Consider the following 26,001-nt stretch of genomic DNA (forward strand, 5'->3'; position numbering starts at 1 on the left):
GAATGCAAGGCGACCCCTTTCGCATCCGCGACCACGTCGCGGAATTTGACGAAATCGTGCAGGACTTCGTTGATCGCAGCAAGGCCGCCCGCGCCACTATTGCGATGACCGCGGACGTGGCCTACGGACCGGATCCGACCGAAACCATGGACCTGTTCTTCCCCGCAGGCAAAAGAACGGCCCTGCCAGTGCACGTCTTTGTCCACGGCGGCTACTGGAGAATGTTCTCCAAGCGCGATTATTCATATATGGCGACGACGATTACCCAGGCCGGGGCCATTGCCGTCATCCTTGATTACGCTCTGATGCCCAAGGTCAGAATGGCGAGGATCGTCGACCAGGTGCGCCGCGCCAAGCAGTGGGTCCTGGCCAACATCGCCGATCATGGTGGAAACCCGATGGCCCTGACTGTCAGTGGTCATTCGGCAGGAGCACATCTTGCAACGTTTCTGTTCGAGGGAGAGCATACCCCCTCGAATGTGAGGGCAGCCCTTCTGTTGAGCGGGCTCTATGATTTGAAGCCGCTCCAGGATTCCTTTCTCGCCAACGAGATTGGAATCACCGACGAGGAAGTCGCCATGTTCACACCTCTCGCTTGTCGGCATGATCCTCAAACCAAGACGGCGGTTCTGGTCGGAGCCAATGAGACGCCACCCTTCCATCAGCAAGCCGATCGATTCAAAGCAAGCTTGCTGCGGCAGGGATCGCTAGTAACGTCGCATGTGCTCCCGAACCGCAACCACATGGACAGTGTCAGAGATCTTGGCGTGCCGGGGACTGAGGCTGCCGATTGCCTGGCAAAACTGATCGCCAAGGCCTGCTGACTAACTCGGGTTCTCGGGGCGGTTTGTTTTGCGCCACTCCTCGTACTCCCCGCGGGCATCGTCATGCAACGGATAGTAGCGTTGCAACGGCCCGCCCTCCATGAGCTTCGCTCGCGAGAACTCCTCCCAATCGTGATGCTTCTGTGATTCTTCGATCACCTTCGGGGCCATTACGACGGGAAGCACCACCACGCCGTCGTCGTCGGCGACGATGATGTCGCCGGGGATCACCGTGACACCGCCGCAGGCAATCGGGACGTTGACGGCATTGGGATAGATGCTGGTCTGCACATGATAGTTTGGCGTCCAGCCGCGCAGCCATAGGGGCAGGTCGAGCTTTTCGACATTGGGCCGGTCGCGCATGCATCCGTCGATGACGATACCCGCCCCACCCCTGCCCTTGAAATAGGTCGACATCATATCGCCGAAGACGCCCGAGCTCATGTCGCCGCGCGCGTCGACCACGACCACATCGCCCTCCTGCGCGTGATAGAGCACGTGCCGGTGCAGTTGCGTCTCCGGATCGGCATATTCTCCCTCGGTGAAGAGGTCCGGCCGCTGCGGCAGGAACTGCAGCGTCAACGCCGGCCCGACGATCGATTTCCCGTGGTTTTGCGCCACCGGACCGACCATGTGCGGATTGCGGAAGCCCATGTGGCCAAGCGTGCCGGCCACCGTCGCGGCGCCGATCTCCCTTAGCGCGTCGATCAGGTCTTTAGGCGGCCGCATGATGTCGGAAGTATGCGTCATTGTGGACTCCGATTGAATGGAACTACCAGTTCGTAACAGAACCGTCGCGGCGCCTAAGGTGAGGCGCTTCCCAGAAACGCAGACTTTGCGCCTGGACCGCAACTTCGTTGACCTCGACGCCGAGCCCCGGCAGATCGCCGACCGGGTAATCGGTCCCGTCGAGCCGTGGTTGCACGGGGAAGAAGTCGGAATTGTCGAAGCCCAGCTTCGTTTCGGGCGCCCTGGTCTCGAGCCACGCGAAGTTGGGTACCGCTGCAGCGAGATGCACGGTCGCGGCCGTGCACACTGGACCAAGCGGATTGTGCGGCATCAGGTCCACATAATGCGCCTCGCTCCAGCCAGCGATTTTCATCGCCTCGGTGAGCCCGCCGACATTGCAGACATCGATCCGGTTGAACTGATGGATGCCGCGCTCGATGTAGGGCAGGAACTGCCACTTGCTGGCAAATTCCTCGCCGATGGCAAAGGGGATGTCGGTCATCGTGCGCAGTGATTCATAGGCCTCCGGCGTCTCAGCCCGTATCGGCTCCTCGAGGAAATCAAGCACGCCGCGGCCGAGCTTGTTGCAGAAGCTCGCCGCCTCTGCCACCGACAGCCGATGATGATAGTCGAGACCGAGGACCACGTCGCCGCCCAGCGCCTCGCGCGCCTTGTTCAGCATACTCGCGGTAGCGCCGATGGACTCGCGCGGCTCGAAGATGTCCTTGCTGTTTTGCCCGAAAGGGAAGAAGCGGATTGCCTGCCACCCCTGTGCGCGAAGCTCGCGCGCCCGTTCGATGGCAACATCGCCTTCGGCCTCGTCGCCGGTCGAGGCGAAGGTGGGGATGCGGTCGCGCTGCTTGCCGCCCAGCAGCTCATAGACCGGCACGCCCAGCGCCTTGCCCTTGATGTCGTGAAGGGCGATGTCGATGGCGGAAATCGCCGCCTGAAGGACTCGCCCGCCTTCGAAGTACTGGCTGCGGTAAACCTCCTGCCAGATCCGCCCGATCTGCATCGGGTCGCGGCCGATGAGAAACTCGCGATAGTGCTCGACCGCGCCGGCCACGGCCCTCTCGCGACCGCTCAAGCCGCTCTCGCCCCAGCCGAAGATGCCTTGGTCGGTCTCGATCTTGACGAGCATCTGATTGCGGGTTCCCACCCACACCGGATAGGGCTTGATCGCGGTGATCTTAAGCTTCTCAGTCATCCACGCCCACGTTTCACGCGCATTCGCGCTATCTCAGTTGGCCTTGAGGGCCATTTCAGTTTCGCCGTCGAACAGATGCATCCGCTCCTGGTCGAACTCGAGCCAGATCTGCTCGTCGGGCGCGACGGCAATGTTCGGCGGCACGCTGACGTTGACGATGGCGCCGGACAGGAACGCCTGAACAAAGGTGACGTCGCCGGTCGGCTCCACCGTATAGGCCTTGGCAGGGACGCTGCCTGGTACCGCACTCTTGTGGAGCTTGATCGTCGAGTGACGTGCGCCGAGCACGACTTTCCGGGTCGTCGCTTTCGCCACCTTCTGGGCATTGCGCGCTGAGAGCTCAAGGCGCCAGCCCTCGGCGCCGGTCAACACCGTGTTGCCGTTTGCCATCGAGGCCTCTAGCGGAATAAGGCTCATCGCCGGGCTGCCGATGAAGCTGGCCACGAACATGTTCACCGGATGGGCAAAGACCTGCGCCGGTGAATCGTATTGCTGCAGGTAGCCGCCATTCATCACCGCCATCTTGTCAGCCATGGTCACGGCTTCGAGCTGGTCGTGCGTCACATAGATGATCGTCGCCTTGAGGTCCTGGTGGAAACGCTTGATCTCCGACCGCATCTGCACGCGCAGTTTGGCATCGAGGTTAGACAGTGGCTCGTCCATGAGGAACACGGCGGGGTCGCGAACGAGGGCACGGCCAAGGGCCACACGCTGCTGCTGTCCGCCCGAAAGTTCGCGCGGCTTGCGCTCGAGCAGATGCGTCATGTCGAGCACTCGCGCCGCTTCCTTGACCTTCTTGTCGATCTCGTCCCTGGGGAGTTTGCGCATTTGAAGCGGGAACGCCAGGTTCTTGTAGACCGATTTCTGCGGGTAGAGCGCGTAGTTCTGGAACACCATTGCGATGTCCCGGTCCTTGGGGTCGAGGTCGTTGACCACCCGCTCGCCGATGATGATGTCGCCCGATGAGATCGGGGTCAGCCCGGCGACGAGATTGAGCGTGGTTGTCTTGCCGCAGCCTGAAGGGCCGACGAGCGCAACGAACTCGCCGTCATTGACCGTCAGTGAGACGTGGTTGACAGCTTTGAAGCTGCCATAGCTCTTGACGAGATCTTGGAGGACCACGTGGGCCATCGGCAACTCCCTAGTGCTTGACCGCGCCTTCTGTAAGGGCGCGTACAAAGTATCGTTGCAGGACCAGGAACAGCACCACGACGGGCACGCTCATCATGAAGCTCGCCGCCATCAGGCCCGGAAAGTCCGTCGTATTTTCCGAGAAGAAGCGTTGGATGCCGACCGGCAGCGTCAACTGCTCGTTCTTGGAGAGGAAGGTGTAGGCGTAGATGTACTCGTTCCACGCGCCGATGAAGGAATAGATTGCGGTGGCGATAATCCCCGGCGTCGAGAGCGGCATCACGATCATGATGAAGGCCTGGAACCGTGTGGCGCCATCAATGCGCGCCGCCTGCTCAAGCTGCACCGGGATGTTGTCGTAAAAGCCCTTGAGCAGCCAGATCGCCAGCGGCAGGCCGAAGGTGAGATAGGTGAGGATCAGCGAGCCGTGCGTGTTTATCAGACCGATGGCGCGCATCAGGATGAAGAGTGGCACGAGAAAGATCACCGCCGGGAACATATTGCGCAGCAGCACGGCAAAGAACAGGAAATTCCGGCCGGGGAAACTGAAGCGCGAAAACGCGTAGGCCGCAGGGACAGCCACGATCACCGAAAGAATTGTCGTGACGGTCGACACGAAAAGGCTGTTCCAGAAGAAGCGGAGGAAGTCCTGGCCGACGCTGTTCTGCGGATCGAGCAGTTTCTGGTAGCTGGCGAGGGTAGGTTCGTCCGGCCACCATTGCGGCGGGAATTGTGTCGCCGCGAATCCGGACTTGATCGAGGTGATCAGCATCCAGATCATCGGCAACGCGGTATAAAGCAGCATGAACACGAGGAATATGCGCCCGGCCCACCGCCATCCGTCGACGCGCATGCGGCGACGGGCCTGGGCTCGAGGGGCTGTCTCGGCAATCGTGCTCATGCGCTCCCCTCTTTCCGTTCGTTGCCGCTTAACGCACGGACGTAGAAGTAGCCCAGCGTCATCAGTGTGAGGAACAGGAGCACCGAATAGGCCGATGCCACGCCCCAGCGCTGCCGTCCGAAGGCGAGCTCATAAATATGGGTTATCCAGATATGCGATGCATTCGACGGCCCGCCGCCGGTCATGATCCAGGGGATGATGAAGGAATTGAAGTTGGCCACCGCGAGCAGCAGCATCGTCACCACCGAGACGTTGCGCAAGTGCGGGAAGGTGACGTGCCAAAAGCGCTGCCATGCATTGGCACCGTCGACTTTTGCGGCGCGCAGCAACTGGTCGGGGACTGTCTGCAGGCCGGCCATCATCATGATCATGGCGAACGGAAACTCGCGCCAGATATTGACGACGATCAGGGAGGGCAGCACCGTGCTGACATTGTCGATGAAATTCGGCGGCTGGTCGGCCAATCCGAGGCCAACCAGCACCGCGCCGATGATTCCGAAGTCCGAATGGTAGATCCACTTCCAGATGTAGGAGGCGGCGACGGCACTGATGACCCAAGGGATGATCAGGACAGCGCGCAAGACGCCACGGCCGATGAAGTCGCGGTGGAGCGCCAGCGCTGTGGCAAACCCCAGAACAAAGGAGATGAAAGTTGACCCCAGTGTCCAGATCAAAGTGTTCCAGGTGACTTTCCAGAACACCTGACTGGTGAGGATGGTCGTGTAGTTGTCGAAGCCGATGAAGGTCTTATCGCGGAGCTGCAGGCCAGGCGGTGTCTTAAAGAACGACAGCTCGACCGTGTAGTAGATCGGATAGGCGATGACGATGAGCATCACGGCGATCGCCGGGAGCACGTACGCGTAGTCCGCGCGATGCTGCCAGATCTTCCGCAGCGCGCCGGCGGTACCGGGTTGCAATCTTCGGCGAGCCTCGGCCTTGCCGGTCACGATCGTCACTTGTGGCGTGCCCTTATTCTTCGGAACGAACCGGCTGGACCATCGGCCAAGCCGGTCAGGTCTGGGCTAGAGTCCGCCCATCAGCTCTCTCACCCTCTTGGCTGCGTCGTCCGCTGCCTGGTCGACGGTCATCGCTCCGGTCAGGGCGTTCTGCAGCATGTCCGGGATGATGATGTTCATGATCTCGGGGGCCTGCGGCAGCGCTGGGAACGGGATGCCGTATGGCAGCATCGACGTCGTGACATCGAGGAACTTGATGTTGTCCAGACGTTCCTTCATCCACTTGGTCTTGAAGCCGTTGAGGTTGCCCGGATTCGAGCCGGCGTAGGCCATCTTCAGCGACCATTCGGGGCTCGTCCACATGCAGATGATGGCCTTTGCAGCCGGCTCGTCCACCTTGCCGCCCTCGACATATTCGGGCTTCAGGATGTGAATGTTCGAGCCGCCGAACACGACGGCGCGCTTGCCGTCGGGGCCGGTCGGGATCAGGCCGTAGCGCATGTTGTCGATGACCGTCTGCGCCTTGTCCTTGTCGGTGCCCGTCGCCTTTTTCTGCAGGTCGAGCATCACGTTGTAATCGGACGGGTGCGAGATCATCATGCCGAGCTGGCCGGCGACGAACAGGGGCTGATTATCGGCCTGCTGGTTGGTGAGTGCCGAAACCGGAACCGACTTGTCGCGAACATACATGTCGTAGGAGGCTTGCAGCGCTGCCTTGCTCTGCGGGCTATCGAGCTGGACCTGCTCATAGGTTGGATTCGGCGTCGCTTCGTCGAAGACGCCGCCGCCATAGGCCCATAGCTGCGGCATGAAGCGGTACGGCGTATTGCCGGCATTCTTGCGAGCCACGAGGCCATATCCGGCAATGCCGAGCTTATCGTGGATCTGCTTGGAATACTTGACCACGTCGTCCCACGTTGCGGGCGGCTTGTTCGGATCGAGGCCGGCACGCTTGAAGATGTCGGCGTTCCAGATGAACGCCATCGTCTCGTTGTTGGTCGGAATGCCGTAGGTCACGCCCTCCCAGGTCACGGCCTTCATGGCGCCGGGCCAGAAATCCTCGGTCGAATACCCCACATCCTCTGGCTTGAGCGGCTGCAGATAGCCCTTTGAGGCGAACTCGGTGCCACCCAGGATTTGCAGGCGAACCGCCATCGGCGCGGCATTGCCCAGGAGCGCGGTGCGGAACTTGTCGAGAAGATCGTTATAGGTAAGGGCTTGTTCCTCGAGCTGGATGTTCGGATAGGTTTTGCGGAAGGTCTCGAAGAAATCCTTGTAGTACTGGCGCAGGAGGTCGGGGTCGCCCTCGAACACGCCCTGATACCAGAAAGTCAGTCGCCCCTTGTAATCGAGCGGGGTGACCTTGGCGCAATCGGCCGCCGTGTCAAAATCCTGTGTGCCCGCAATGGAGCGCACATATTCCGGCGACCACTTGCTCAGGTCGACCGGCGGTGCACCCAGCGCCGATGTAGACGTCAGGGATGCGATCAAAGCAGTGGCGACAGTGCCGCGCAGGACGGCACTGCCGAGGGCAATTCTCGTCATAGGTATCCTCCCTGGTTCTCCCATGCCGCCCTAAAGCGGTCCTTGCTCGTTTCGATCGCGAGGATGCTTCTTTCAGATCAGTGTATCCGCTCGATCGCTTGGTACGTTTTCAGATCATGGATTGCCTGTCAACGCGCAGAATCGTACATTGTTTGCGAAAGCCGTGTGTGATATCGGGCAAGGTATGTATTAAAATGGGGAGCCGGCCTTGGCCGAAACAAGCGATTTCAAAGCGATGCCACCGGTGGGGACCGATCCCATCGGAGCCTCCAGCGAGGGCGCCTCGCTTTATGAATTGATCCGGGAAGACATCATCGAGGGACGGCTCGCCCCCAACGAACGGCTTGTCGTCACCGATCTCGCCCGGCGTCACGGCACCTCGACCAATCCTGTGCGCGAAGCCCTGCAGCTGTTGCGCGGCGAAGGGTTTGTCACCTTTGTCGCCAACCGCGGGGCGCGCGTCCGACCCATAGATCAGGATTTTGTCCGGGATATCTACGAGATCGGTGTTCTGATCGAGCCAGCCCTGACACGATGGTTTGTGAACATGGCTACCGGCGAGGACATCGCCGAACTCGAACGTCTCCAGGGCCTGATCGAAGAGAACAACTTCGCCGACACATTCAGGCATAGTGAGCTGGATACCGCTTTCCACACCGTGATGTACCAACGGCACTACAACCGCCACGCCGCCGAGCTTTGGTGGAAGCATCGCGAAGTGCTGCGAGCCGTGAGCCGTCGTTTCAATTTCACGCTGGCGCGACGTGCCGCGATCATGCGCGAGCACCGCGAACTCATCGCGCTTGTCAAGGCGGGAGAGGCCGACAAGGCGGCCGAACTCGTTTCCCGCCATGTCGAGGGTTCGGGCAGGCATATTCTGGAACAGATGCGAGCGCGCAACGCGGCTCGGGCCGGATAGAATGTCCAGTCCAAAACCATCGTTAGCTGACTATTTTCAGGCAAAGGTAGTTGAGATGAAAATCACGAGCATTCGGCCGTGGCTGATCAAGTCCGATGCTTCTTACTGGGGAGAGTTCCTGTTCGTCGAAGTGACGACCGACGAGGGAGTGAGTGGCTGGGGAGAGATCACCACCACGACAAGGCTCGCCAACCGCGCTCTCTGCACGATCCTGCGGCAGATCGGCGTCGCCGTGACAGGCGAGGATCCGGCGCGCATCGAGCATCTCTGGCACAAGATCTTCCGCAGCTTCACCTACATGGGAAGCCGCGGCGCCGCCGTCGAATGCGTGAGCGCTATCGACATAGCCCTCTGGGACATCAGGGGCAAAGTCCTCGGCAAGCCGATTTACGAGCTGCTGGGCGGGCCGGTACGCGATGAGATCGCGCTCTACACCCATCCCAACCAGGCCAAATTCACCAGCAAGGAGGCTGTGGTCCGCGAAATTCTAGACATTGTCGAGTCCGGACACACTGCGCTCAAGTTCGATCCCTACCCCCACCAGGGCCGCAGCGCCGATGGCCTGCCCCGCGAACAGCGGGACGGCTACCTCGACGGCAGCATGACCCGCAAGGACGAGCGCGAAGCCGCCGAGCTCACGGCTCTGATCCGCGAAACGGCAGGACCCGATATCGACATTCTCATCGATGCGCATGGCCGCTTCGACGTCCCCACCGCCATTCGCCTCTGTCGGAGTCTCGAAGAGGCCGGCCAGATCGACTGGTTTGAGGAGCCCTGCCCGCCCGAGAGCCTTAACGCCCTCAAGCAGGTGCGTGAGAAGGTCAATACCGCTATCTCATGGGGCGAGCGCGGCCACACGAAATGGGATTTCGTGCCGGTACTTGAGAACAGGCTCGCCGACTACATCATGCCCGACGTTACCTGGACCGGCGGCATTACCGAACTCAAGAAAATTTCTGCGCTGTGCGAAGCCTACTACGTGCCGGTCTCGCCACATGACGCCGCGGGACCAATCAACGTGGTTGCGGGAGCGCAGGTGATGATGACTGTTCCCAACTTCTACAAACTCGAAACGTCGGAGTGGAACCTGGGCAAATACGATCACCTGATCGACAGACCACTCGACATTTCGAACGGCAGCCTCAAGCTGACGTCGAAGCCTGGTCTCGGCATTGAGATGGACCGCGACTACCTGCAGGCCCACGAGATCGAGCTGGGCTAGCAACACTCTGTGCCGGCGCAGGGTGCGGGGCGACAAGCCGAAACGAGGATAAGTCATGGCAAAGACAGCTGGCGCCGACGAAGCGCTCAATCGGGTGAACGCGAACTCCAAGCCATCCCAGCTTCGCATCACCGACATGCGGATAGCCGAAATCGTCGGCGCGCCGTTCACCTCAACCCTGCTCAAGATTTACACCAACCAGGGCATCGTCGGGCTTGGCGAGGTGCGCGACGGCGCCAGCGCCACCTACGCGCTGATGCTGAAGAGCCGGCTGCTTGGCGAGAACCCTTGTGACATCGACCGCCTGTTTCGCCGGATCAAGCAGTTTGGTGGGCACGGCCGGCAAGGCGGCGGCGTCTCGGCGGTCGAAATTGCGTTGTGGGATCTCGCCGGCAAGGCCTACGGCGTGCCCGTCTACCAGATGCTCGGCGGCCGGTTTCGGGAGAAGGTGCGCGTCTATTGCGACACCGACGCTACCGTGCCGAGCGGCACCGAGACCGGCAAGCGCCTCAAGCAGCGCATGGCGCTCGGCTTCACCTTCCTCAAGATGGATCTGGGGCTGATGCAGATCGCGGATGTACCCGGTGCGGTCGTGTCCCCTGCCGGCTCACTTGAAGGGTACCGCGTCCATCCCGGCCGCGGCCCCGTCAAGACCCTTGAGGAGCGACGCGCCCGCAATGCCGCCTACGATTTGCACAACGTCCCCCATCCGTTTACCGGCCTCCACTTTTCCGACAAGGGCCTCGACCTGCTTGAGCAGTACATTGCCGAGGTTCGCGATGTGATCGGCATGGATATTCCGCTCGCCATTGACCATGTCGGCCACATCTCGCTGCAGAACGGAATTCGGCTCGCCAGGCGGATTGAAAAATACGTGCCGGCCTGGCTCGAGGATGTGATCCCATGGCAGTACACCGAGCAGTACCGGCAACTGCAGGCCGCGACCACGGTGCCGATCTGCACGGGCGAGGACATTTACCTCAAGGAGGGTTTCGAACCTTTGCTCAAGACTGGCGGTGTCTCGGTCGTCCACCCGGACCTGCTCACCAGCGGAGGCATCCTCGAGACCAAGAAGACCGGCGACATGGCCCAGGACCACGGCGTCGCGATGGCCATCCATATGGCCGAAAGTCCCATCGCCGCAATGGCGGCGGCACATGTGGCGACCGCGACCGAAAACTTCATGGCGCTCGAATACCACTCTGCCGATGTCGACTGGTGGGACGATATCGTCACCGGCGTTCCCAGGCCGCTCGTGAAGGACGGCTTTGTCACTGTTCCGGACAAACCTGGCCTGGGGATTGACGACGTCGTCGACGAGGTAATCTCGCAGCATCTGCAGCCAGGTGTCACCGGCATCTGGCAGCCCACGGATCACTGGGATAACGAGTATTCCTGGGACCGCACCTGGAGCTGAGGCGAAAAGAACCGAAGATGAAGATCACCGACCTCCGCTGCGCCGTCATCGGCAAACATCCCATCGTCCGCATCGTTACCGACGAGGGCCTCTATGGCCTTGGCGAAGTCGAGTTTACCAAGACCTACCTCAAACCCTGGGTGCTGCATTTCCGCGAGGCGCTGATCGGCGAGGACCCGACCGACGTCGAGCGGGTGATGCTGAAGATCCGCCAACGCGGCTCTTTCAAGCCCTATGGCGCGGCGGTAAGCGCTATCGAGCATGCGCTGTGGGACATAGCCGGCAAGGCCGCAGGCGTGCCGGCCTACAAACTGCTCGGCGGCAAGGTGCGCGACAAGGTGCGCGTCTATAACGGCTCGATCCGCCAAAAGCGAACGGGGGACCGGCCGGAGGATTACGCCGCTGACGTGAAATGGATGATGGAGCAGCCGCAGAACTTCTTCATGATCAAGCAAGGGATCTCGTTCCACTCCAACATGAAGGACACCGTCGAGGGCTTCCATTACGGCGTGACGCAGAAGAAGGCTGGCTATCACGGTGCCATGGATCAGGGCGTGATCAGCGAGCGCGGTTTCAACCACATGCTCGACTGCGTGATCGCGATGAAGGAAGTGATGGGCGACAAGGTCAGCCTGGCGCTCGACTGCGGCCCTGGCTGGATGCTGCCCGATGCGATCAAGTTCGCTCGCGCGGTCGAGAAGTACAATTTGATGTGGCTCGAGGACATGCTGACCGGCGACTATGTGCCGTGGGTCAATCCGCAGGCCTATCGGGAGCTGACCACCTCCACCTCGACGCCAATTCATACCGGCGAGCAGATCTATCTGCGGCACAATTTCAAGGAGCTGATCGAAACTCAGGCGGTGCGCGTCATCGGTCCCGATCCGGCCGATATTGGCGGCATTGCCGAGCTCAAATGGGTCGCCGAGCACGCCTATATGCACTCGATCCTGATGGCACCGCACGGCACCGCGAACGGCCTTCTAGGCCTCGGCGCGCTGATCAATGTCTGCGCCACCCTGCCCGCCAACTACATCGCGTTTGAATACCCGAGCGCCTCCGACCCGTGGTGGGAGGACCTCGTAATCGGCCTGCCGTCGCAGATCGTGAAGGACAGCATGGTGGACCTGCTGGAAGCGCCGGGGCTGGGCCTCGACATCGACGCCGAAGCAGCCAGGAAGCATCTCCGGGAAGAGGATGCGGGCTTCTTCGACTGAACCATGTTCTTGCGCCACCCTGCACCGCGCGGACCGCTTCACGCAGCCTGTCATCCGGAATGACCGTTTCGGGGCCCGATAGCGGAATGGCGGCTTTAACGTTTGAAGACCGATTGCAGACGTTCAGCCCGACGGCACCAAAGTTGCTCCTAGGTCTAGCCGCTCCCCGTCTCAATGGCATCCCGGATCGCCCGGTGGATCTGCGTCGCCAGTCGCGGGTGGCGGAGCAGCCACAGGGTGGACATTTCAGCCCACATGGAAAATGATCATCTTGCCATGCACAACACTGCAGTGCTCTGATTTCGACGAGTAGCCTGAACGTAGAAGCGGATCAACCGGCCTCCGGGTCCAGCGAGCGGGGACGCAAATGGACACCCTAGAGAATGGGCAATTGCATGGCGACGCGGGCGGGCGACCCCGTCGATCGGCCGACTGGCTTGCCCGCGCCGCCGTATCGGCGACATTCCTGCTCGGCATGGCTTTCAGCACTGCGTTTGCGCAGGACCAGCAGCTACCCGTGGTGACGGCGGCCAAGCCAGTGGTCCGTGAAATCGTCGAAGACGACGAGTTCGTCGGGCGCTTCGAAGCCGTCGACCAGGTCGCCATCCGTTCGCGCGTCAGCGGCTATCTGGACAAGGTCAGCTTCCAGGACGGCGCACTGGTCAACAAGGGAGACCTGCTCTTCACCATCGACCAGCGTCCGTACCAGGCGGCTTATGATGCCGCCAAGTCGCAAGTGGACGTCGCCAAGAGTCTGCTCGAATTCTCCAAGATGCAGCTGGATCGCGCCGACGAACTCGCCAAGACCGGCAACATCTCAACCGCGACGCTCGACGACCGCCGGCGGGAATACCTTTCGGCGCAGGCGCAGATGCAGGGCGCGACGGCTGCTCTGACGACGGCCAGCCTGAACATGGAATTCACCGAGATCAAGGCGCCCTTGTCCGGCCGCATCGACCGCCGGCTGGTGTCGGTCGGCAATCTCGTGCAGCCGGATTCCACCTTGCTGACGACCATCGTTACGCGCGATCCGATTGACTTCTATTTCGACGTCGATGAGCGCCTGTATTTCAGCTACGCCCGCGACGCGAAGGAGCGCGGCGGCAGCATGCAGGAAGGCGCCGGCGGGCTCGAGGTAGTGGTTCGCGTCGCCGACCGCACGGAGGCGGTATTCAAAGGCAAGCTCGATTTTGCCGAGAACCGGATCGACAACGCGACCGGCACCATGCGGGTGCGTGCAAGGTTTCCCAACACCGACGGCATTCTCCAGCCAGGCATGTTCGGGCGCATCAACGTGCCGGGGTCGCTGCCGCATAGCGGCGTGCTGGTGCCCGACGAGGCGATCGGCGCCGATCAGGATCGCCGCATCGTGTTCCTGGTGGATGAGGCCGGGATGGTGTCGGCGAAGCCCGTGCGCACCGGCCCGCTTCTCGACGGCTACCGGGTGATCCGCGGGGGCCTGACCGGCAACGAGACGATCATCGTCAACGGGCTGATGCACGCCAGGCCCGGCACCAAGGTGAAGGTCGAGATGGTGACGTTGCCGCCCAAGGCCGAGATCGCCGAGTTGCAGCAATGAGGTTCGCACATTTCTTCGTCGACCGTCCGATCTTCGCATCGGTCGTTTCGGTCGTCCTGCTGATCCTCGGCGGGATTGCTTATACCCAGCTGCCGGTCGCGCAATATCCCGAGATCGCGCCGCCGACCATCGTCGTTCGCGCGCAGTATCCGGGCGCCGACGCCGAGACGGTCGCAGCGACGGTGGCAACGCCGATCGAGCAGGAGATCAACGGCGTCGAGGGCATGCTCTACATGTCGTCCTATTCGTCGGGCGACGGGGCGATGGCGCTGACCATCACATTCAAGCTGGGCACCGATCTCGACCAGGCGCAGGTGCTGGTGCAGAACCGCGTGTCGGTCGCCGAGCCGCGGCTGCCCGAAGAAGTCCGACGCCTCGGCATCACCACCACCAAGAGCTCGCCCGACCTGATGATGGTCGTGCACATGCTGTCGCCCGACAATACCTACGACCAGCTCTACGTCTCGAACTACGCCCGCTCGCGGGTGCGCGACATACTGCTCAGACTCGACGGCGTAGGCGACCTCATCATCTTCGGCGAGCGCGAATATTCGCTGCGCATTTGGCTCGATCCGGAAAAACTGTCCGCCCTGGGGATGACCTCGGGCGATGTGGTGCAGGCGCTGCGCGACCAGAACGTCCAGGTGTCGGGTGGCTCGATCGGCGCGCCGCCGACCAGCACCGGCACGGCGTTCCAGTACACGGTCACCACGCAAGGCCGCTTCAACGACGCACGCGACTTCCGATACGTGATCGTCAAATCGGCCGCCGACGGCCGCCTGATCTCGCTGCAGGACGTGGCGCGCATCGAGCTCGGCGCCAAGGATTACGTCACCAACTCCTATCTCAACGGCAAACCGGCGGTGGCGCTCGCCATCTTCCAGCGGCCGGGCACCAATGCGCTCGCCGCAGCCGCGGAGATCCAGGACAAGATGAAGGAGCTTTCCCGCGACTTCCCGAAGGGGCTGAGCTACGACATCGTCTACAATCCGACCGAGTTCGTCGCCGAGTCGATCCAGGAGGTCTACAAGACAATCCTCGAGGCGATGCTGCTGGTCATCATCGTCATTATCGTCTTCCTGCAATCGTGGCGCATGGCGATCGTGCCGATCGTGGCGATCCCCGTGTCGCTGATCGGCACGCTGGCGGTGCTTTACGCCGCCGGCTTCTCGCTCAACATGCTGACGCTGTTCGGCCTCGTTCTGGCGATCGGCATCGTCGTCGACGATGCGATCGTCGTGGTCGAGAACGTCGAGCGCAATATCGCCCGAGGGCTGGCGCCCAATCCGGCGTCGCACCTGACCATGGACGAAGTCGGAACCGCGGTCATCGCGATCTCGCTGGTGCTGATAGCCGTGTTCGTACCGACAGCCTTCATCCCCGGCATTTCTGGGCAGTTTTACCTGCAGTTTGCGATCACCATCGCGGTGTCGACGGCGATCTCGGCATTCAATTCGCTGACGCTTTCGCCGGCGCTGGCCGCACTGCTGTTCAAGCCGCACCACGCCGCGGCGGCGCCGCCGCGCTTTTTCCTGGCGCGGTTCGGACGGGCGCTCGCCGACGGCTTCAATCGCGGCTTCGACAGGGTCGCCCACTGGTATTCGAGCATCATCCGCGTGCTGATCGGCTCGTGGATAACGATCGCCGCCATGCTGGCCGTTTTCGCGGGCCTCATCTACGCCACGGTCTACCTGGTGCAGGCGGTGCCGCGCGGTTTCATTCCGTCGCTTGACCAGGGCTATGCGATCGTCGTCGTCCAGTTGCCGGACGGCGCTTCGCTGTCGAGGACCGATGCGGTCATCCAGCAGGCGTCGCAGATCATCCAGAAAACGCCAGGCGTCGACTACGCAGTCGCCTTCGCCGGCTTCTCCGGCGCGACCTTCACCAACGCCAGCAATGCGGGCGTGATCTTCGCCAGGTTCAAGCCGTTTGACGAGCGACTGAAAGCCGACCAGTCGGCAACCCAGGTCATCGGCAATCTGTTCGGCAGCCTGCAAAGCATCAAGGAAGCCTTCATTATCGCACTGCCGCCGCCGCCGATCCGCGGCGTCGGCAATGCCGGCGGCTTCAAGCTGCAGATCCAGGAGCGCAACAGCGCCGACATGCGACAGGTCCTGGCGCTTGCCTACGAAATCGCCGGCAAGGCCAACAAGACGCCGGGGCTGACGGGCGTGTTTACCACCTTCTCCGCGTCGAGCCCGCAATTCTTCCTGGCGATCGATCGCGACAAGGCGCGCATCCTGAACGTGCCTATCCCCAACATCTTCGAGACGCTGTCGATCAATTTGGGCACCGCCTACGTCAACGACTTCAACGCTTTCGGGCGCGTCTACCAGGTGCGGGCGCAGGCCGACCAGGCGTTCCGCATAGATCGCGCCGACATCTTGAAACTGAAGGTGCGCTCGGCGACCGGCGCGCTGGTTCCGCTCGGCACGTTGGTCGAGATCCGCGACGCCACCGGCCCGGCGTTGGTCCAGCGCTACAACATGTACGTCTCGGTGCCGCTGCAGGGCAACGCCGCGCCCGGCGTTTCCACAGGCGACGCGCTGGCATTGATGGAAGGGATCACGGCAAAGACGCTGCCGGCCGGTACCTCCTATGAATGGACCGAGCTCGCCTATCAGGAGCGCAACACAGGCAATGCCGCTCTCTATATCTTCGGACTTTCGGTGCTGTTCGTGTTCCTGGCGCTGGCGGCGCAATATGAAAGCTTGGTGCTGCCGTTCGCCATTGTGCTGGTGGTGCCGCTCGGCGTGCTCGCGGCGTTGCTCGGCGTGTCGTTCCGAGGGCTGGACAACAACATCCTCGTGCAGATCGGCCTCATCGTGCTAATCGGGCTTGCCGCCAAGAACGCGATCCTGATCGTCGAATTCGCGCGGCAGGCGCAGGAACGCGGGCTGTCGGCCGCCGAGGCTGCCGTCGAAGCCTGCCGGCTCAGGCTGCGGCCGATCCTGATGACCGCCTTCTCGTTCATCCTCGGCGTCGTGCCGCTGATGATCGCAACGGGCCCGGGCGCAGAAATGCGCCAGTCGCTCGGCACCGCGGTATTCTCCGGCATGCTCGGCGTCACCTTCGTCGGCCTTTTCCTGACGCCGGTGTTCTACGTCACGCTCAGGTCGCTGTTTTCGCGGCGCAAGCCCCGTGCCGAGGCCGAGCCTTCGGGGCCGGCAGGGGCGCCAGCGGAGACGGCCGCCGAGTAGGTTACGAATTCGCCGCGTCGGGCAGGGCTTACCACTCCAGAAAATCGGCGCGGCGCGGCAACGGCCACGATCTGCGCGACTTCGGCGTCGAGGTACAGCGGAGACCCTTGCTCGCTCTGAGCCAGCAATCCAGCCCAACAGCCGCATCCAGCGAGACGATGCCGGGCGGCGAGGCCAATGCGATCTTCTATCTGGTCGGCCAGGCGGGGCTTAAGGGCGCAACCGCGACCTCCGGCGTCCTCGCTTGCGGTGTCTGCTTTCAGAACGCGGACAAGCTAATCTCAATGGCCGAGATTGCGGCGCAGAGCAGATGGTCGGCTTTCAAACCCGGAGCGACGAGAGCAGACCTTTGTTCGGCGCAAGTGTCGTCCTGACGTGACGCGACGCGGTCTTCCGTTGCGAGCGCCGCTGGCTGGAGCTGCGTTAAGTCGGTCGGAGGCCAATGGTATTTTCAATGGAACGCTAATATACATGGAAACCCCAACGAGCAGCGCCTGCCAGATACTTGAGGAATGCCATGCGAAGGCTCATCTTCACGGCGATGTGTATCGCTGCCGCAACAGCCGCTAACGCCCATGATTGGTACGAAGACAAGATTGACCCGCAGACCAAATTCAAGTGCTGCGGCGGTTCAGATTGCCGCGCCATACCTCGGTCTTCGGTGCGGTCCAGGGTAGACGGCGGCTACACTTACTTGCCGCATAATTTCACCATCCCACGGGACCGTGTCCAGGAATCCCCGGACGGTCAATACCACATATGCGAAAATAAATATGCTGTAACCAATCAGCTGTATTGGCGTTGCTTCTTCGCACCTCGTGTAGATGTATCTATACTTCTAAAGCATTAATCGGTCGCCGCTTCCGCAATTCACTTCCGCAAGGCGCTAGTCCATTAATTCTGTTGGACTTTCTTCAAAATTGTCGAAGCTCAAGCCGTGCGCGACTGCCCCAGGGATTTTATGACTACGCCGCGGCTATCGAGAGCCTGCCCGCCCTGGGTGTAACTCTATTGGGCCCGGCCGCGGGTGACTTCTGGCGACTCCGCGAATTCGGACAGTCCAGATTTTATCGTGTCGGCGCGGCCGTGGTTGTGTAGATTGGCTACGTGGCCCGCCTTGCCGCATTGTCGTTCCAAGTCCACTCGCCACGTGACGCAAACGCGGTAACGGCTGGCGATTTCGACCACGAGGGACAGCCAAGCGACAGGGGATAACTGCCGCGGGATCATCAGCACGGTTCATGCGGGAGCGGCATTCGCCGGATGCGGCAGCTGCGGCTGAAGTCTCGAATTTGACGCATCGGCACTTGCAAATCGTCAGCCGAGGTCTTTTGCTCGCGCGATAGTTGCCCTTGACCGTTGAATGGTTGGCGAACAGATGAACAAGATCGATCGACGGCGGCCAGAGTCAGAAACGGACGCCACCGCAAATGCCGCGAGACTTGGAACTCGGCTGCGCCTCGCCCGCCAAACACACGGCATGACGCTGAAGACGCTGGCCGCGGCTGCGAATTGCTCGGAAAGCCTGCTGTCCAAGATCGAGAACGGTAAGGCTTCGCCGTCCCTGCCCATGCTTCACCGTCTGGTCGAGGTTCTCGACACCAACATCGGCTGGATGTTCGAGCAAGTCGACGACGACGAGGCGATCGTATTCCGGGCGGGCGCAAGGCCTTTGATTGCGCTCGACGCGCTACGGCGCGGCGAAGGCATTTCGCTCGAACGCATCATTCCATATTCGCCTGGCCACCTCTTACAATGCAACATTCATCACATCGAGGCGGAGGGCTCGAGCGAAGGTCCGATCCAGCATTCCGGCGAGGAAGTTGGTTATGTGCTCGCCGGCCGGATCGAGTTGATCGTCGACGGCAAGAGCCATGCTCTCGCCACGGGTGATGCCTTCGTGTTCAGGTCGGAGCTGCCGCATCATTACCGCAACATCGGCGAGGAACGCGCCAGCATTTTCTGGGTCAATACGCCGGCGACTTTCTGAGCAACGCTCGGCGTTCATTTGGATTGACAAATATTCAAGTCTCTTGAATGGTTGCCTCGTGCCTGTAGCACCAACGGGACCAGCCGAGGTCTGGTCCGCAAGCAAGGGGAACCGAAATGCGTCTGTTCAAACTTCTCGCCGGCTGTGCCGCCGCCATTGCCATGGGCTCGGCAGCCATGGGCTCGGCGCTTGCCGATACGTTCGCTCTCGTCAACATCAACCAGCAGGCCCTGTTCTTCAACCAGATCAACGAGGGCGCGCAAAAGGCAGCCGACGCCGCCGGCGCCAAGCTGGTCATTTTCAACGCCAATAATGTGCCGAGCGCGCAGAACGACGCGATCGAGAACTACATCACGCAGAAAGTCGATGGCATCATTCTAGTCGCCATCGACGTCAACGGCGTCAAGCCTGCGATCACCGCAGCCAAGGCGGCCGGCATTCCCGTCATAGCCATCGACGCGCAGATCCCCGACGGCGACAATGTTTCGTTCATCGGCGTCGACAACACCAAGGCCGGCGAGGACATCGGCAAATTCTACGCCGACTATGTGAAGACCGAGATGGGCGGCAAGGCCAAGATCGGTATCGTCGGCGCACTCAATTCATTCATCCAGAACCAGCGGCTCGACGGCTTCAAGAAGGCGGTGACCGAAAGCGGCCAGGCCGTCACCTTCCTCGACACGGTCGACGGCCAGAACGTTCAGGAGACCGCGTTGAGCGCTTCGGAAAACCTGATGACCGCCAATCCGGACATGAACTCGCTCTATGCAACCGGAGAGCCGGCCTTGCTCGGCGCAGTTTCGGCCGTGACCAGCCAGGGCCGCACCGGCGACGTCAAGGTGTTCGGCTGGGATCTGACCAAGCAGGCCGTTCAGGGCATCGACGACGGCTGGGTGGTCGCGGTCGTGCAGCAGGATCCAGCCGGCGAAGGCAAGGCTGCGGTCGAAGCGCTGGGCAAGCTCAAGAAGGGCGAGAAAATCGATCCGATCATCAATATCCCGGTGACGATCGTGACCAAGAAGAATGTCGACCAATACCGCGCGATGTTCAAGTAAACTGCGTCGGCGACCGGGCCGCGGCGCCGCCTGGGGCTGCGCCGCGGGCACCTTGCAATCGCGTGGAATCCCAGATGAGCAGTGGCCAGACCTATCGGGTGCGGATGAGCGGCATCTCAAAGCGCTACAACGCCATCCAGACGCTCGATGACGTATCGCTGACGCTGAAGCCGGGCGAGGTGCTGGGGCTGGTCGGCGACAATGGCGCCGGCAAGTCGACATTGAGCAAGGTGCTGTCGGGGGCAGTGGTTCCCGACGCCGGCACCATCGAAATCGACGGCAAGCCGGTGATCTTCAGCTCGCCGGCGGACGCACGTGCGGCGCGCGTCGAGATGGTCTACCAGGACCTGTCGCTGTGCGACACGGTCGACGTCGCCGGCAATCTGTTTCTCGGCCGCGAGCCGCGCCGCCGCATCGCAGGCATTTCCTTTCTCGACAAAAAGCGCATGCATGACGAGACGCGCCAGATGCTCGATCGGCTCGGCATCGTCATTGCCGACACGCGACTCAAGGTCGAAAACCTCTCCGGCGGGCAGCGCCAGTCGATCGCGATCGGCCGTGCCGCCTCGTTCGAGCCGGCCGTGCTGATCATGGACGAGCCGACGGCAGCGCTTGCCGTGGCCGAAGTCGAAGCGGTGCTCGAACTGATCCGCGCGGTCAGTGCGCGCGGTGTCAGCGTCATCCTGATCACCCACCGGCTCCAGGATCTGTTCCTCGTCTGCGACCGCATCCAGGTCATGTACGAAGGGCGCAACGTAGCCGAGCGGCTGATCGGCGAGACCAACATCGAGGACGTGGTCAATCTGATCGTCGGCCGCAAGTTCAATGCGCGTTCCGCCACCAACGGCTACCGCGGTGGAGCGCCGGCATGAGCGACGCGATCCACGCCGCCCAGCCCTCACGTGTACGCAAGGGCACCTGGCGCGATGCGCTCCTCGCCAATGGCAGTGTCGTCTCGATCGCGCTGTTCTTTCTGGTCGTCTGCATCATCTTCTCGGTTGCGACCGACGCGTTTCTGACATCGCCCAATCTGTTGAACATCCTGCGGCAGTCGGCGCCGCTGCTGATCGTTGCCGCGGCAATGACTTTCGTCATCACCACCGGCGGCATCGATCTTTCGGTCGGCTCCGTGCTGGCGCTGGTGGCGACGCTGTCGGCGACACTTTTGCAGTTTGGCCTGCCGTGGCCAGTCGTTATCCTCGTCATGCTCGCGCTCGGTGCCCTGCTTGGCGCGGTGCAGGGCTATTTCGTCGCCTATGAGGGCATCCCGTCCTTCATCGTCACGCTTGCCGGGCTTTCGGTGATCCGGGGCGTGGCGCTGCTGATCACCGGCGGCTATTCCATCCCGATCGAGCCCGGAAGCGCTTTCACCGTGCTGGGCCGCGCCTGGTTCCTTGGCGTGCCGGTGCCGGCGCTGATCGCGCTGGCGATCCTGGCGATCGCCTATCTCGCCTTCAACGAGACGCCGTTCGGCCGCTATGTCACCGGCATCGGCGCCAACGCCGAGGCGGTGCGGCGTGCCGGCGTCAACACGCGGCAGACGACGCTCTTCGTCTATGTGATTTCCGCCACCGCGGCGGCCCTTGCCGGCATCATCATTGCTGCCCGGCTCGGATCGGGATCTTCAAATGCCGGACAGGGTTTCGAGCTGGAAGTCATCGCCGCCGTCGTGCTCGGCGGCACCAGCCTGTTCGGCGGCCGTGGAACGATCATCGGCACGGTGCTCGGCGCGCTGACCGTCGCCGTCATCGGCAACGGCCTGATCCTGGCGCATCTGTCGCCCTTCCTGACGCCGATCGTCACCGGAACGATCATCCTGATCGCCATCTGGCTGAACTTCCGCCTGTTCCGCGGCGCCGTGCGGAGCCGTTGAGCCGATGAGTGGTCTGTTCGATGACGCAGCGCCCAGGCAGCGGTTGCCAATCGGGGTCGAAACCGGCCAAGTGATGACCGTGCTCGGCCCGGTTCCGGTCGAGGACATGGGGATAACGCTCATGCACGAGCACATACTGCTCGACGGCGCACGCAGCTGGAAATGCCCCTGCCATCCCGATGACATAGCGATCGCCGAGCAGCCGGTGAACATCGAGATCATCGGCGAATTGCGCATGAACCCTTACGTCAACCGCGACAATGTCTCGCTCGACGACGCCGACCTGGCGTTGTCGGAACTGCAGCGCTATCGCGCGCTGGGCGGCCACACCGTCGTCGACGCCACCAATATCGGCATCGGCCGTGACCCCGAAAAGCTCGCCCGCATCAGCCGCATGTCCGGCCTCAAGATCGTCATGGGCACCGGGTTCTATCTCGAGCATACCCATCCCGAATGGCTGAAGGCCATGGATGTCGACGCCGTGACCGAGTTCATCGTCAACGATGTCGGCGGCGGCGAGACGCAGCCGCCGATCATGGCCGGGCTGATCGGCGAGGTCGGCGTCAGCAAGGATTTCACCGCCGAGGAACGCAAGTCGCTGCGAGCTTCGGCGCGCGCTTCGCGCATCACCGGGGTGCCGCTGTCGATCCATCTGCCTGGCTGGGAGCGGCTGGCGCACGACGTCCTCGATATCGTCGAGGCCGAGGGCGCCGATCTCCGCCACACGGTGCTCTGCCACATGAACCCGAGCCACGACGATCCCGATTACCAGAAAAGCCTCGCCCGGCGCGGCGCGTTCCTCGAATACGACATGATCGGCATGGACTATTATTATGCCGACCAGGACGCGCAATCGCCCTCCGACGAGGAGAACGCACGCGCCATCGCCGCCCTTGTCGAGGCCGGCTTCGGCGACCGCCTGCTATTGTCGCAGGATGTGTTCCTCAAGATCATGCTGACGCGCTTCGGCGGCTTCGGCTATGGCTATATCCTGAAGCATTTCATACCGCGTCTGAAACGCCACGGCGTCGAGCAGGCGGCCATCGACCGCATGCTGATCGCCAATCCGAAAAGCGTATTCGCGCGGCTCTAAGCGGCCTGGAACTACACGGGAGTTCAAATGTCCAAGAAGAAGATCCTGCTTGCCGGCGAATCCTGGGTGTCGACCGCGACCCACATCAAGGGTTTCGACCAGTTCCCGACTGTCACCTATCACACCGGCGCCGACGAATTGCTGGGCGCGCTCAAGGCGACCGATTTCGACGTCACCTTCATGCCGGCGCATGAGGCGCAGCGTGGCTTTCCTCAGACGATGGAGGCGCTGTCGGCCTATGACGCGGTCGTGCTCTCCGACATTGGCGCCAACACCCTGCTGCTACATCCCGACACCTGGGTCCACTCCAAGCCGACGCCGAACCGCCTGCGCCTGCTCCGCAATTACGTCAGCGACGGCGGCGGTCTGTTGATGTTCGGCGGTTATTACAGCTTCCAGGGCATCAATGGCGGCGCGCGCTACCGCAAGACGCCGATCGAGGACGTGCTGCCGGTGAACTGCCTGGCCTACGACGACCGCGTCGAGGTTCCCGAAGGCTTTGCCCCGGTACCGAAACCAGGGTCGACACATCCTATCCTCAGGGGCCTCGGTTCGGACTGGCCGATCCTGCTCGGCTTCAACGAGGTGACACTGAAGGACGATGTGGAAGTTCTGGCCAGCGTATCGTCGGATTATGGTTCGCTGCCGCTGCTTGTCACCGGCCATTACGGCAAGGGCCGCACCGTGGCCTGGACATCCGATGTCGGGCCGCATTGGCTGCCGCCGCAGTTCATCGCCTGGCCAGGCTACAAGACCCTGTTCGAACAGATGCTGGGTTGGGCGACCGGCGAGAGCTGAGCCATGCATGTCCACGTCGTCGGCAATGCCTGCATCGATACCATGTTTCGCGTCGGCCGCCTCCCTGCCGCGGGCGAGACTTTGAATGCCGTGAGCTATGCCGACGGGCTCGGCGGCAAGGGCGCCAACCAGGCGGTCGCAGCAGCGCGGACTGGTGCAGAGGTGACGTTCTGGACGGCGCTCGGCAAGGACCGCGAAGGCACATGGATCAGGAGCCGCCTCAACAGCGAACTGTCAGACCTCGAGGTCAGCGAATTCGAGCTGCCGAGCGACCGCTCGACCATCGTCGTCGATCGAGGCGGCGAGAATTTCATTGTCAGCGGCGTTGCCTGCAGCGACGCGTTCGATCCGGTGGCGCAAACAGCACTTGTCCGCTGGATCGCTCCCGGCGACATCCTCGTCTGCCAGGGAAATTTGCGTGCCGCCGCGACCGATGCCAGCCTCAGAGCAGCAAAGGAAAACGGCGCACGCACCGTTCTCAACGCCAGCCCGATCGATGCGGCATCCGTTCCCGATCTTGGCCTGGCGGAGTTTTTGGTTGTCAACCAATCCGAGGCGAAAACCCTGACCGGCCGGGATGACATGATAGCAGCCGCCGGCGCGCTGGTAGCCAAAGGTGCAGGCACCGTCGTCATCACGCTCGGCGCCGCAGGCTGTCTGGTGCTTGGCCCGGGCCAGGAAGAGCCGCTTCGTTTGCCGGCGCCGCAGGTCGAGGCGCTCGACACCAGCGGCGCCGGCGATGTGTTCTGCGGCTGTCTCGCCGGCGGGCTTGCTCGGGGCATGTTGGTTACCTCGGCGCTGGAGCTTGCGCTGGCGGCCGCCGCAATCGCCGTGACACGGCCGGGCACGCTGGCATCCTGTCCTTCCGCCTCCGAGATGGCGGTGCTCATCGATCAAATGGAGCTCTCATGACCCAGATCGGCCAATCCGGCGGCGACGCACTCTTCCACCTTTTCGGCCGCACCAAGGTAGTGATCGGCGTCGTTCACCTGGCGCCCCTGCCCGGCGCGCCGCGCTATGACGGCGAGGCCGTGGAGGTGATCTACCAGCGCGGGCTCGATGACGCTAAAGCCTATCTCGACGGCGGCTGCGACGGCGTCATCGTCGAGAACCATGGCGACATCCCTTTCGCCAAGCCTGACGATATCGGGCCGGAGACGGCGGCCTATATGGCGGTCGTTTCCGACCGCATCCGCCGCGAGCTCGGCAGGCCGGTCGGCATCAACGTGCTGGCCAATGCCGCGATCCCGGCCTTGGCGATCGCCAGCGCTGCCGGCGCCGGTTTCGTCCGCGTCAATCAATGGGCGAACGCCTATGTCGCCAATGAGGGTTTTGTCGAGGGCGAGTCGGGCCGCGCAGCGCGCTATCGCGCCAGGCTGCGCGCCAACGGCATCCGCATCTTCGCCGATGCCCATGTCAAACACGGCGCACATGCCATCGTCGCCGACCGTCCGGTGGAGGAACTGGTCAAGGACCTGGTCTTCTTCGATGCCGATGCCATCATCGCCACCGGCCAGCGCACCGGCCACGCCGCGGATTTGGGCTACATAAGCATGATCAAGCAGGCCGCCGGCCTGCCGACGCTGGTCGGAAGCGGCGTGACGCCGGACAATGCCAACGATATCCTCGCCATTGTCGACGGGGTCATCATCGCCAGCGCGCTGAAGCACGACGGCGTCTGGTGGAACCAGGTCGACTCTGCTCGAGTAAAGGCGTTCATGGGTGGTCTGAAGCGATAGCTCACTTCAACCGCCTAGCCCACCGCTCGGGCCACCTCGGTCAGAGACGACGGACACCCAGGATACTGCGCGAACAGATCGTCGACGGTCAGCAATGTGACGCCTTCCACAATCGATTGAGCAATCAGGATCCGATCGAAGGGGTCCTTGTGGATGGGTGGAAGCCCCTCCACCGCAATGGCGTGCTCGCCGGTGATTGGCGGCTCATGATAGCCATTATCTATCAGGCCCATAAAACTTAGTCTAATGGGCCCGATCTTCGAGTGTCTATCTCTCCGCCGATAGGATGGGATCCAATTGCCCATTCCCTCGACCGTGCCCGATCTTCGCGCTGGGCGCAGGCCAATGGCGCAGTCGAGGCGATTGAAATGGGCAATGCCTGAAAACTAGGGCGTCGAGGCCTACGCTCTCGGCGCCCCGTATCGGCATCACCGCCGTCCTTCACAGGCAAGGCTCCGCGATGACCCACCGTCCGCACCTGCACGTGATCGTGCCGGGCGGCGTCGCCCGGCTCGATCGATGATGGTCGAGCGGCTACTAGGCCGGCAACGCGCCGGATCTTTTGGCCGTCCAGGTGGCGATATAGTCCATCAGGCCAGGATTGAG

21 protein-coding genes and 3 pseudogenes are annotated in these 26,001 nt (G+C 62.2%); 16 read left to right on the forward strand and 8 right to left on the reverse strand.

Annotated features, from left to right (window positions below):
* Positions 1-2 precede the first annotated feature (2 nt).
* Entirely contained in the window at positions 3-824 is an 822-nt protein-coding gene (locus NKJ13_RS27080) for an alpha/beta hydrolase (RefSeq protein ID WP_352706352.1), read from the forward strand.
* Here the strand turns inward: NKJ13_RS27080 and NKJ13_RS27085 are convergent, their stop codons facing one another.
* From NKJ13_RS27085 to NKJ13_RS27110, 6 genes are all read right to left on the reverse strand, one after another.
* Positions 825-1,574, reverse strand: coding sequence for a ribonuclease activity regulator RraA (locus NKJ13_RS27085; protein WP_352509053.1), 750 nt, complete (start codon positions 1,572-1,574; stop codon positions 825-827).
* Positions 1,575-1,596: 22 nt separating this feature from the next.
* Positions 1,597-2,760, reverse strand: coding sequence for a mandelate racemase/muconate lactonizing enzyme family protein (locus NKJ13_RS27090; protein ID WP_352509052.1), 1,164 nt, complete (start codon positions 2,758-2,760; stop codon positions 1,597-1,599).
* Positions 2,761-2,793: 33 nt separating this feature from the next.
* A complete protein-coding gene (locus tag NKJ13_RS27095; protein ID WP_352509051.1) occupies positions 2,794-3,891 on the reverse strand; it encodes an ABC transporter ATP-binding protein in 1,098 nt (365 codons plus the stop codon).
* A gap of 10 nt (positions 3,892-3,901) precedes the next feature.
* Positions 3,902-4,792: a carbohydrate ABC transporter permease gene (locus tag NKJ13_RS27100; RefSeq protein WP_352509050.1), complete on the reverse strand. Its 891-nt coding sequence runs from the start codon at positions 4,790-4,792 to the stop codon at positions 3,902-3,904.
* Positions 4,789-5,748, reverse strand: a complete 960-nt coding sequence (locus NKJ13_RS27105) for a carbohydrate ABC transporter permease (RefSeq protein ID WP_352509049.1) — start codon at positions 5,746-5,748, stop codon at positions 4,789-4,791. The genes NKJ13_RS27100 and NKJ13_RS27105 overlap by 4 nt, the downstream gene beginning before the upstream one ends.
* A 66-nt stretch (positions 5,749-5,814) precedes the next feature.
* Entirely contained in the window at positions 5,815-7,293 is a 1,479-nt protein-coding gene (locus tag NKJ13_RS27110; RefSeq protein WP_254819841.1) for an ABC transporter substrate-binding protein, read from the reverse strand.
* 208 nt (positions 7,294-7,501) lie between these two features.
* On the opposite strand from NKJ13_RS27110, the gene NKJ13_RS27115 reads away from it, so the two are divergent.
* The 14 genes from NKJ13_RS27115 (at position 7,502) to NKJ13_RS27180 (ending at position 25,395) form a co-directional block, all read left to right on the forward strand.
* Positions 7,502-8,212, forward strand: a complete 711-nt coding sequence (locus NKJ13_RS27115) for a GntR family transcriptional regulator (RefSeq protein ID WP_352509048.1) — start codon at positions 7,502-7,504, stop codon at positions 8,210-8,212.
* Between the two features lie 55 nt (positions 8,213-8,267).
* On the forward strand, positions 8,268-9,434 hold the full coding sequence (locus NKJ13_RS27120) for a mandelate racemase/muconate lactonizing enzyme family protein (protein ID WP_352706358.1): 1,167 nt from the start codon (positions 8,268-8,270) through the stop codon (positions 9,432-9,434).
* Positions 9,435-9,489: 55 nt separating this feature from the next.
* A complete protein-coding gene (locus NKJ13_RS27125) occupies positions 9,490-10,851 on the forward strand; it encodes a mandelate racemase/muconate lactonizing enzyme family protein (RefSeq protein ID WP_352778850.1) in 1,362 nt (453 codons plus the stop codon).
* Positions 10,852-10,868: 17 nt separating this feature from the next.
* Complete coding sequence (locus tag NKJ13_RS27130; protein ID WP_352778852.1) at positions 10,869-12,068, forward strand: mandelate racemase/muconate lactonizing enzyme family protein; 1,200 nt, start codon at positions 10,869-10,871, stop codon at positions 12,066-12,068.
* A 475-nt stretch (positions 12,069-12,543) separates the two neighbouring features.
* Positions 12,544-13,647: an efflux RND transporter periplasmic adaptor subunit gene (locus tag NKJ13_RS27135; protein ID WP_352650761.1), complete on the forward strand. Its 1,104-nt coding sequence runs from the start codon at positions 12,544-12,546 to the stop codon at positions 13,645-13,647.
* The gene (locus NKJ13_RS27140; RefSeq protein ID WP_352778854.1) at positions 13,644-16,847 is read left to right on the forward strand and encodes an efflux RND transporter permease subunit; all 3,204 of its coding nucleotides are present in this window, start codon (positions 13,644-13,646) and stop codon (positions 16,845-16,847) included. The genes NKJ13_RS27135 and NKJ13_RS27140 overlap by 4 nt, the downstream gene beginning before the upstream one ends.
* Positions 16,848-18,225: 1,378 nt before the next feature.
* Entirely contained in the window at positions 18,226-18,837 is a 612-nt protein-coding gene (locus NKJ13_RS27145) for a cupin domain-containing protein (RefSeq protein WP_352778856.1), read from the forward strand.
* A 116-nt stretch (positions 18,838-18,953) separates the two neighbouring features.
* Positions 18,954-19,892, forward strand: a complete 939-nt coding sequence (locus tag NKJ13_RS27150; RefSeq protein ID WP_352483917.1) for an ABC transporter substrate-binding protein — start codon at positions 18,954-18,956, stop codon at positions 19,890-19,892.
* A gap of 74 nt (positions 19,893-19,966) precedes the next feature.
* Positions 19,967-20,764: an ATP-binding cassette domain-containing protein gene (locus NKJ13_RS27155; RefSeq protein WP_352778857.1), complete on the forward strand. Its 798-nt coding sequence runs from the start codon at positions 19,967-19,969 to the stop codon at positions 20,762-20,764.
* Positions 20,761-21,765 (forward strand): ABC transporter permease, encoded by a 1,005-nt coding sequence (locus tag NKJ13_RS27160; RefSeq protein WP_254819827.1) that lies wholly within the window; start codon positions 20,761-20,763, stop codon positions 21,763-21,765. The genes NKJ13_RS27155 and NKJ13_RS27160 overlap by 4 nt, the downstream gene beginning before the upstream one ends.
* Positions 21,766-21,769: 4 nt before the next feature.
* Positions 21,770-22,858 carry a phosphotriesterase family protein gene (locus tag NKJ13_RS27165; RefSeq protein ID WP_352778858.1) on the forward strand — a complete coding sequence of 363 codons (1,089 nt, stop codon included), beginning with the start codon at positions 21,770-21,772 and terminating at the stop codon, positions 22,856-22,858.
* 27 nt (positions 22,859-22,885) lie between these two features.
* Positions 22,886-23,656: a glutamine amidotransferase gene (locus tag NKJ13_RS27170; protein ID WP_352706373.1), complete on the forward strand. Its 771-nt coding sequence runs from the start codon at positions 22,886-22,888 to the stop codon at positions 23,654-23,656.
* Between the two features lie 3 nt (positions 23,657-23,659).
* On the forward strand, positions 23,660-24,568 hold the full coding sequence (locus tag NKJ13_RS27175; protein ID WP_352706375.1) for a ribokinase: 909 nt from the start codon (positions 23,660-23,662) through the stop codon (positions 24,566-24,568).
* Positions 24,565-25,395 carry a BtpA/SgcQ family protein gene (locus NKJ13_RS27180; RefSeq protein WP_352706378.1) on the forward strand — a complete coding sequence of 277 codons (831 nt, stop codon included), beginning with the start codon at positions 24,565-24,567 and terminating at the stop codon, positions 25,393-25,395. The genes NKJ13_RS27175 and NKJ13_RS27180 overlap by 4 nt, the downstream gene beginning before the upstream one ends.
* 14 nt (positions 25,396-25,409) lie before the next feature.
* On the opposite strand, the pseudogene NKJ13_RS27185 reads toward NKJ13_RS27180, so the two are convergent.
* Positions 25,410-25,640 (reverse strand): annotated as a pseudogene (locus NKJ13_RS27185) (type II toxin-antitoxin system VapC family toxin); the annotation flags it as partial.
* A 170-nt stretch (positions 25,641-25,810) separates the two neighbouring features.
* Between NKJ13_RS27185 and NKJ13_RS27190 the strand changes: the two are divergent.
* Positions 25,811-25,897: pseudogene (locus NKJ13_RS27190) on the forward strand (transposase); the annotation flags it as partial.
* Between the two features lie 35 nt (positions 25,898-25,932).
* Here NKJ13_RS27190 and NKJ13_RS27195 read toward each other — a convergent pair.
* Positions 25,933-26,001 (reverse strand): annotated as a pseudogene (locus NKJ13_RS27195) (S-(hydroxymethyl)glutathione synthase); the annotation flags it as partial.

Origin of the sequence: Mesorhizobium sp. M0174, from assembly GCF_040322275.1 — a bacterium.
GTDB lineage: Bacteria > Pseudomonadota > Alphaproteobacteria > Rhizobiales > Rhizobiaceae > Mesorhizobium.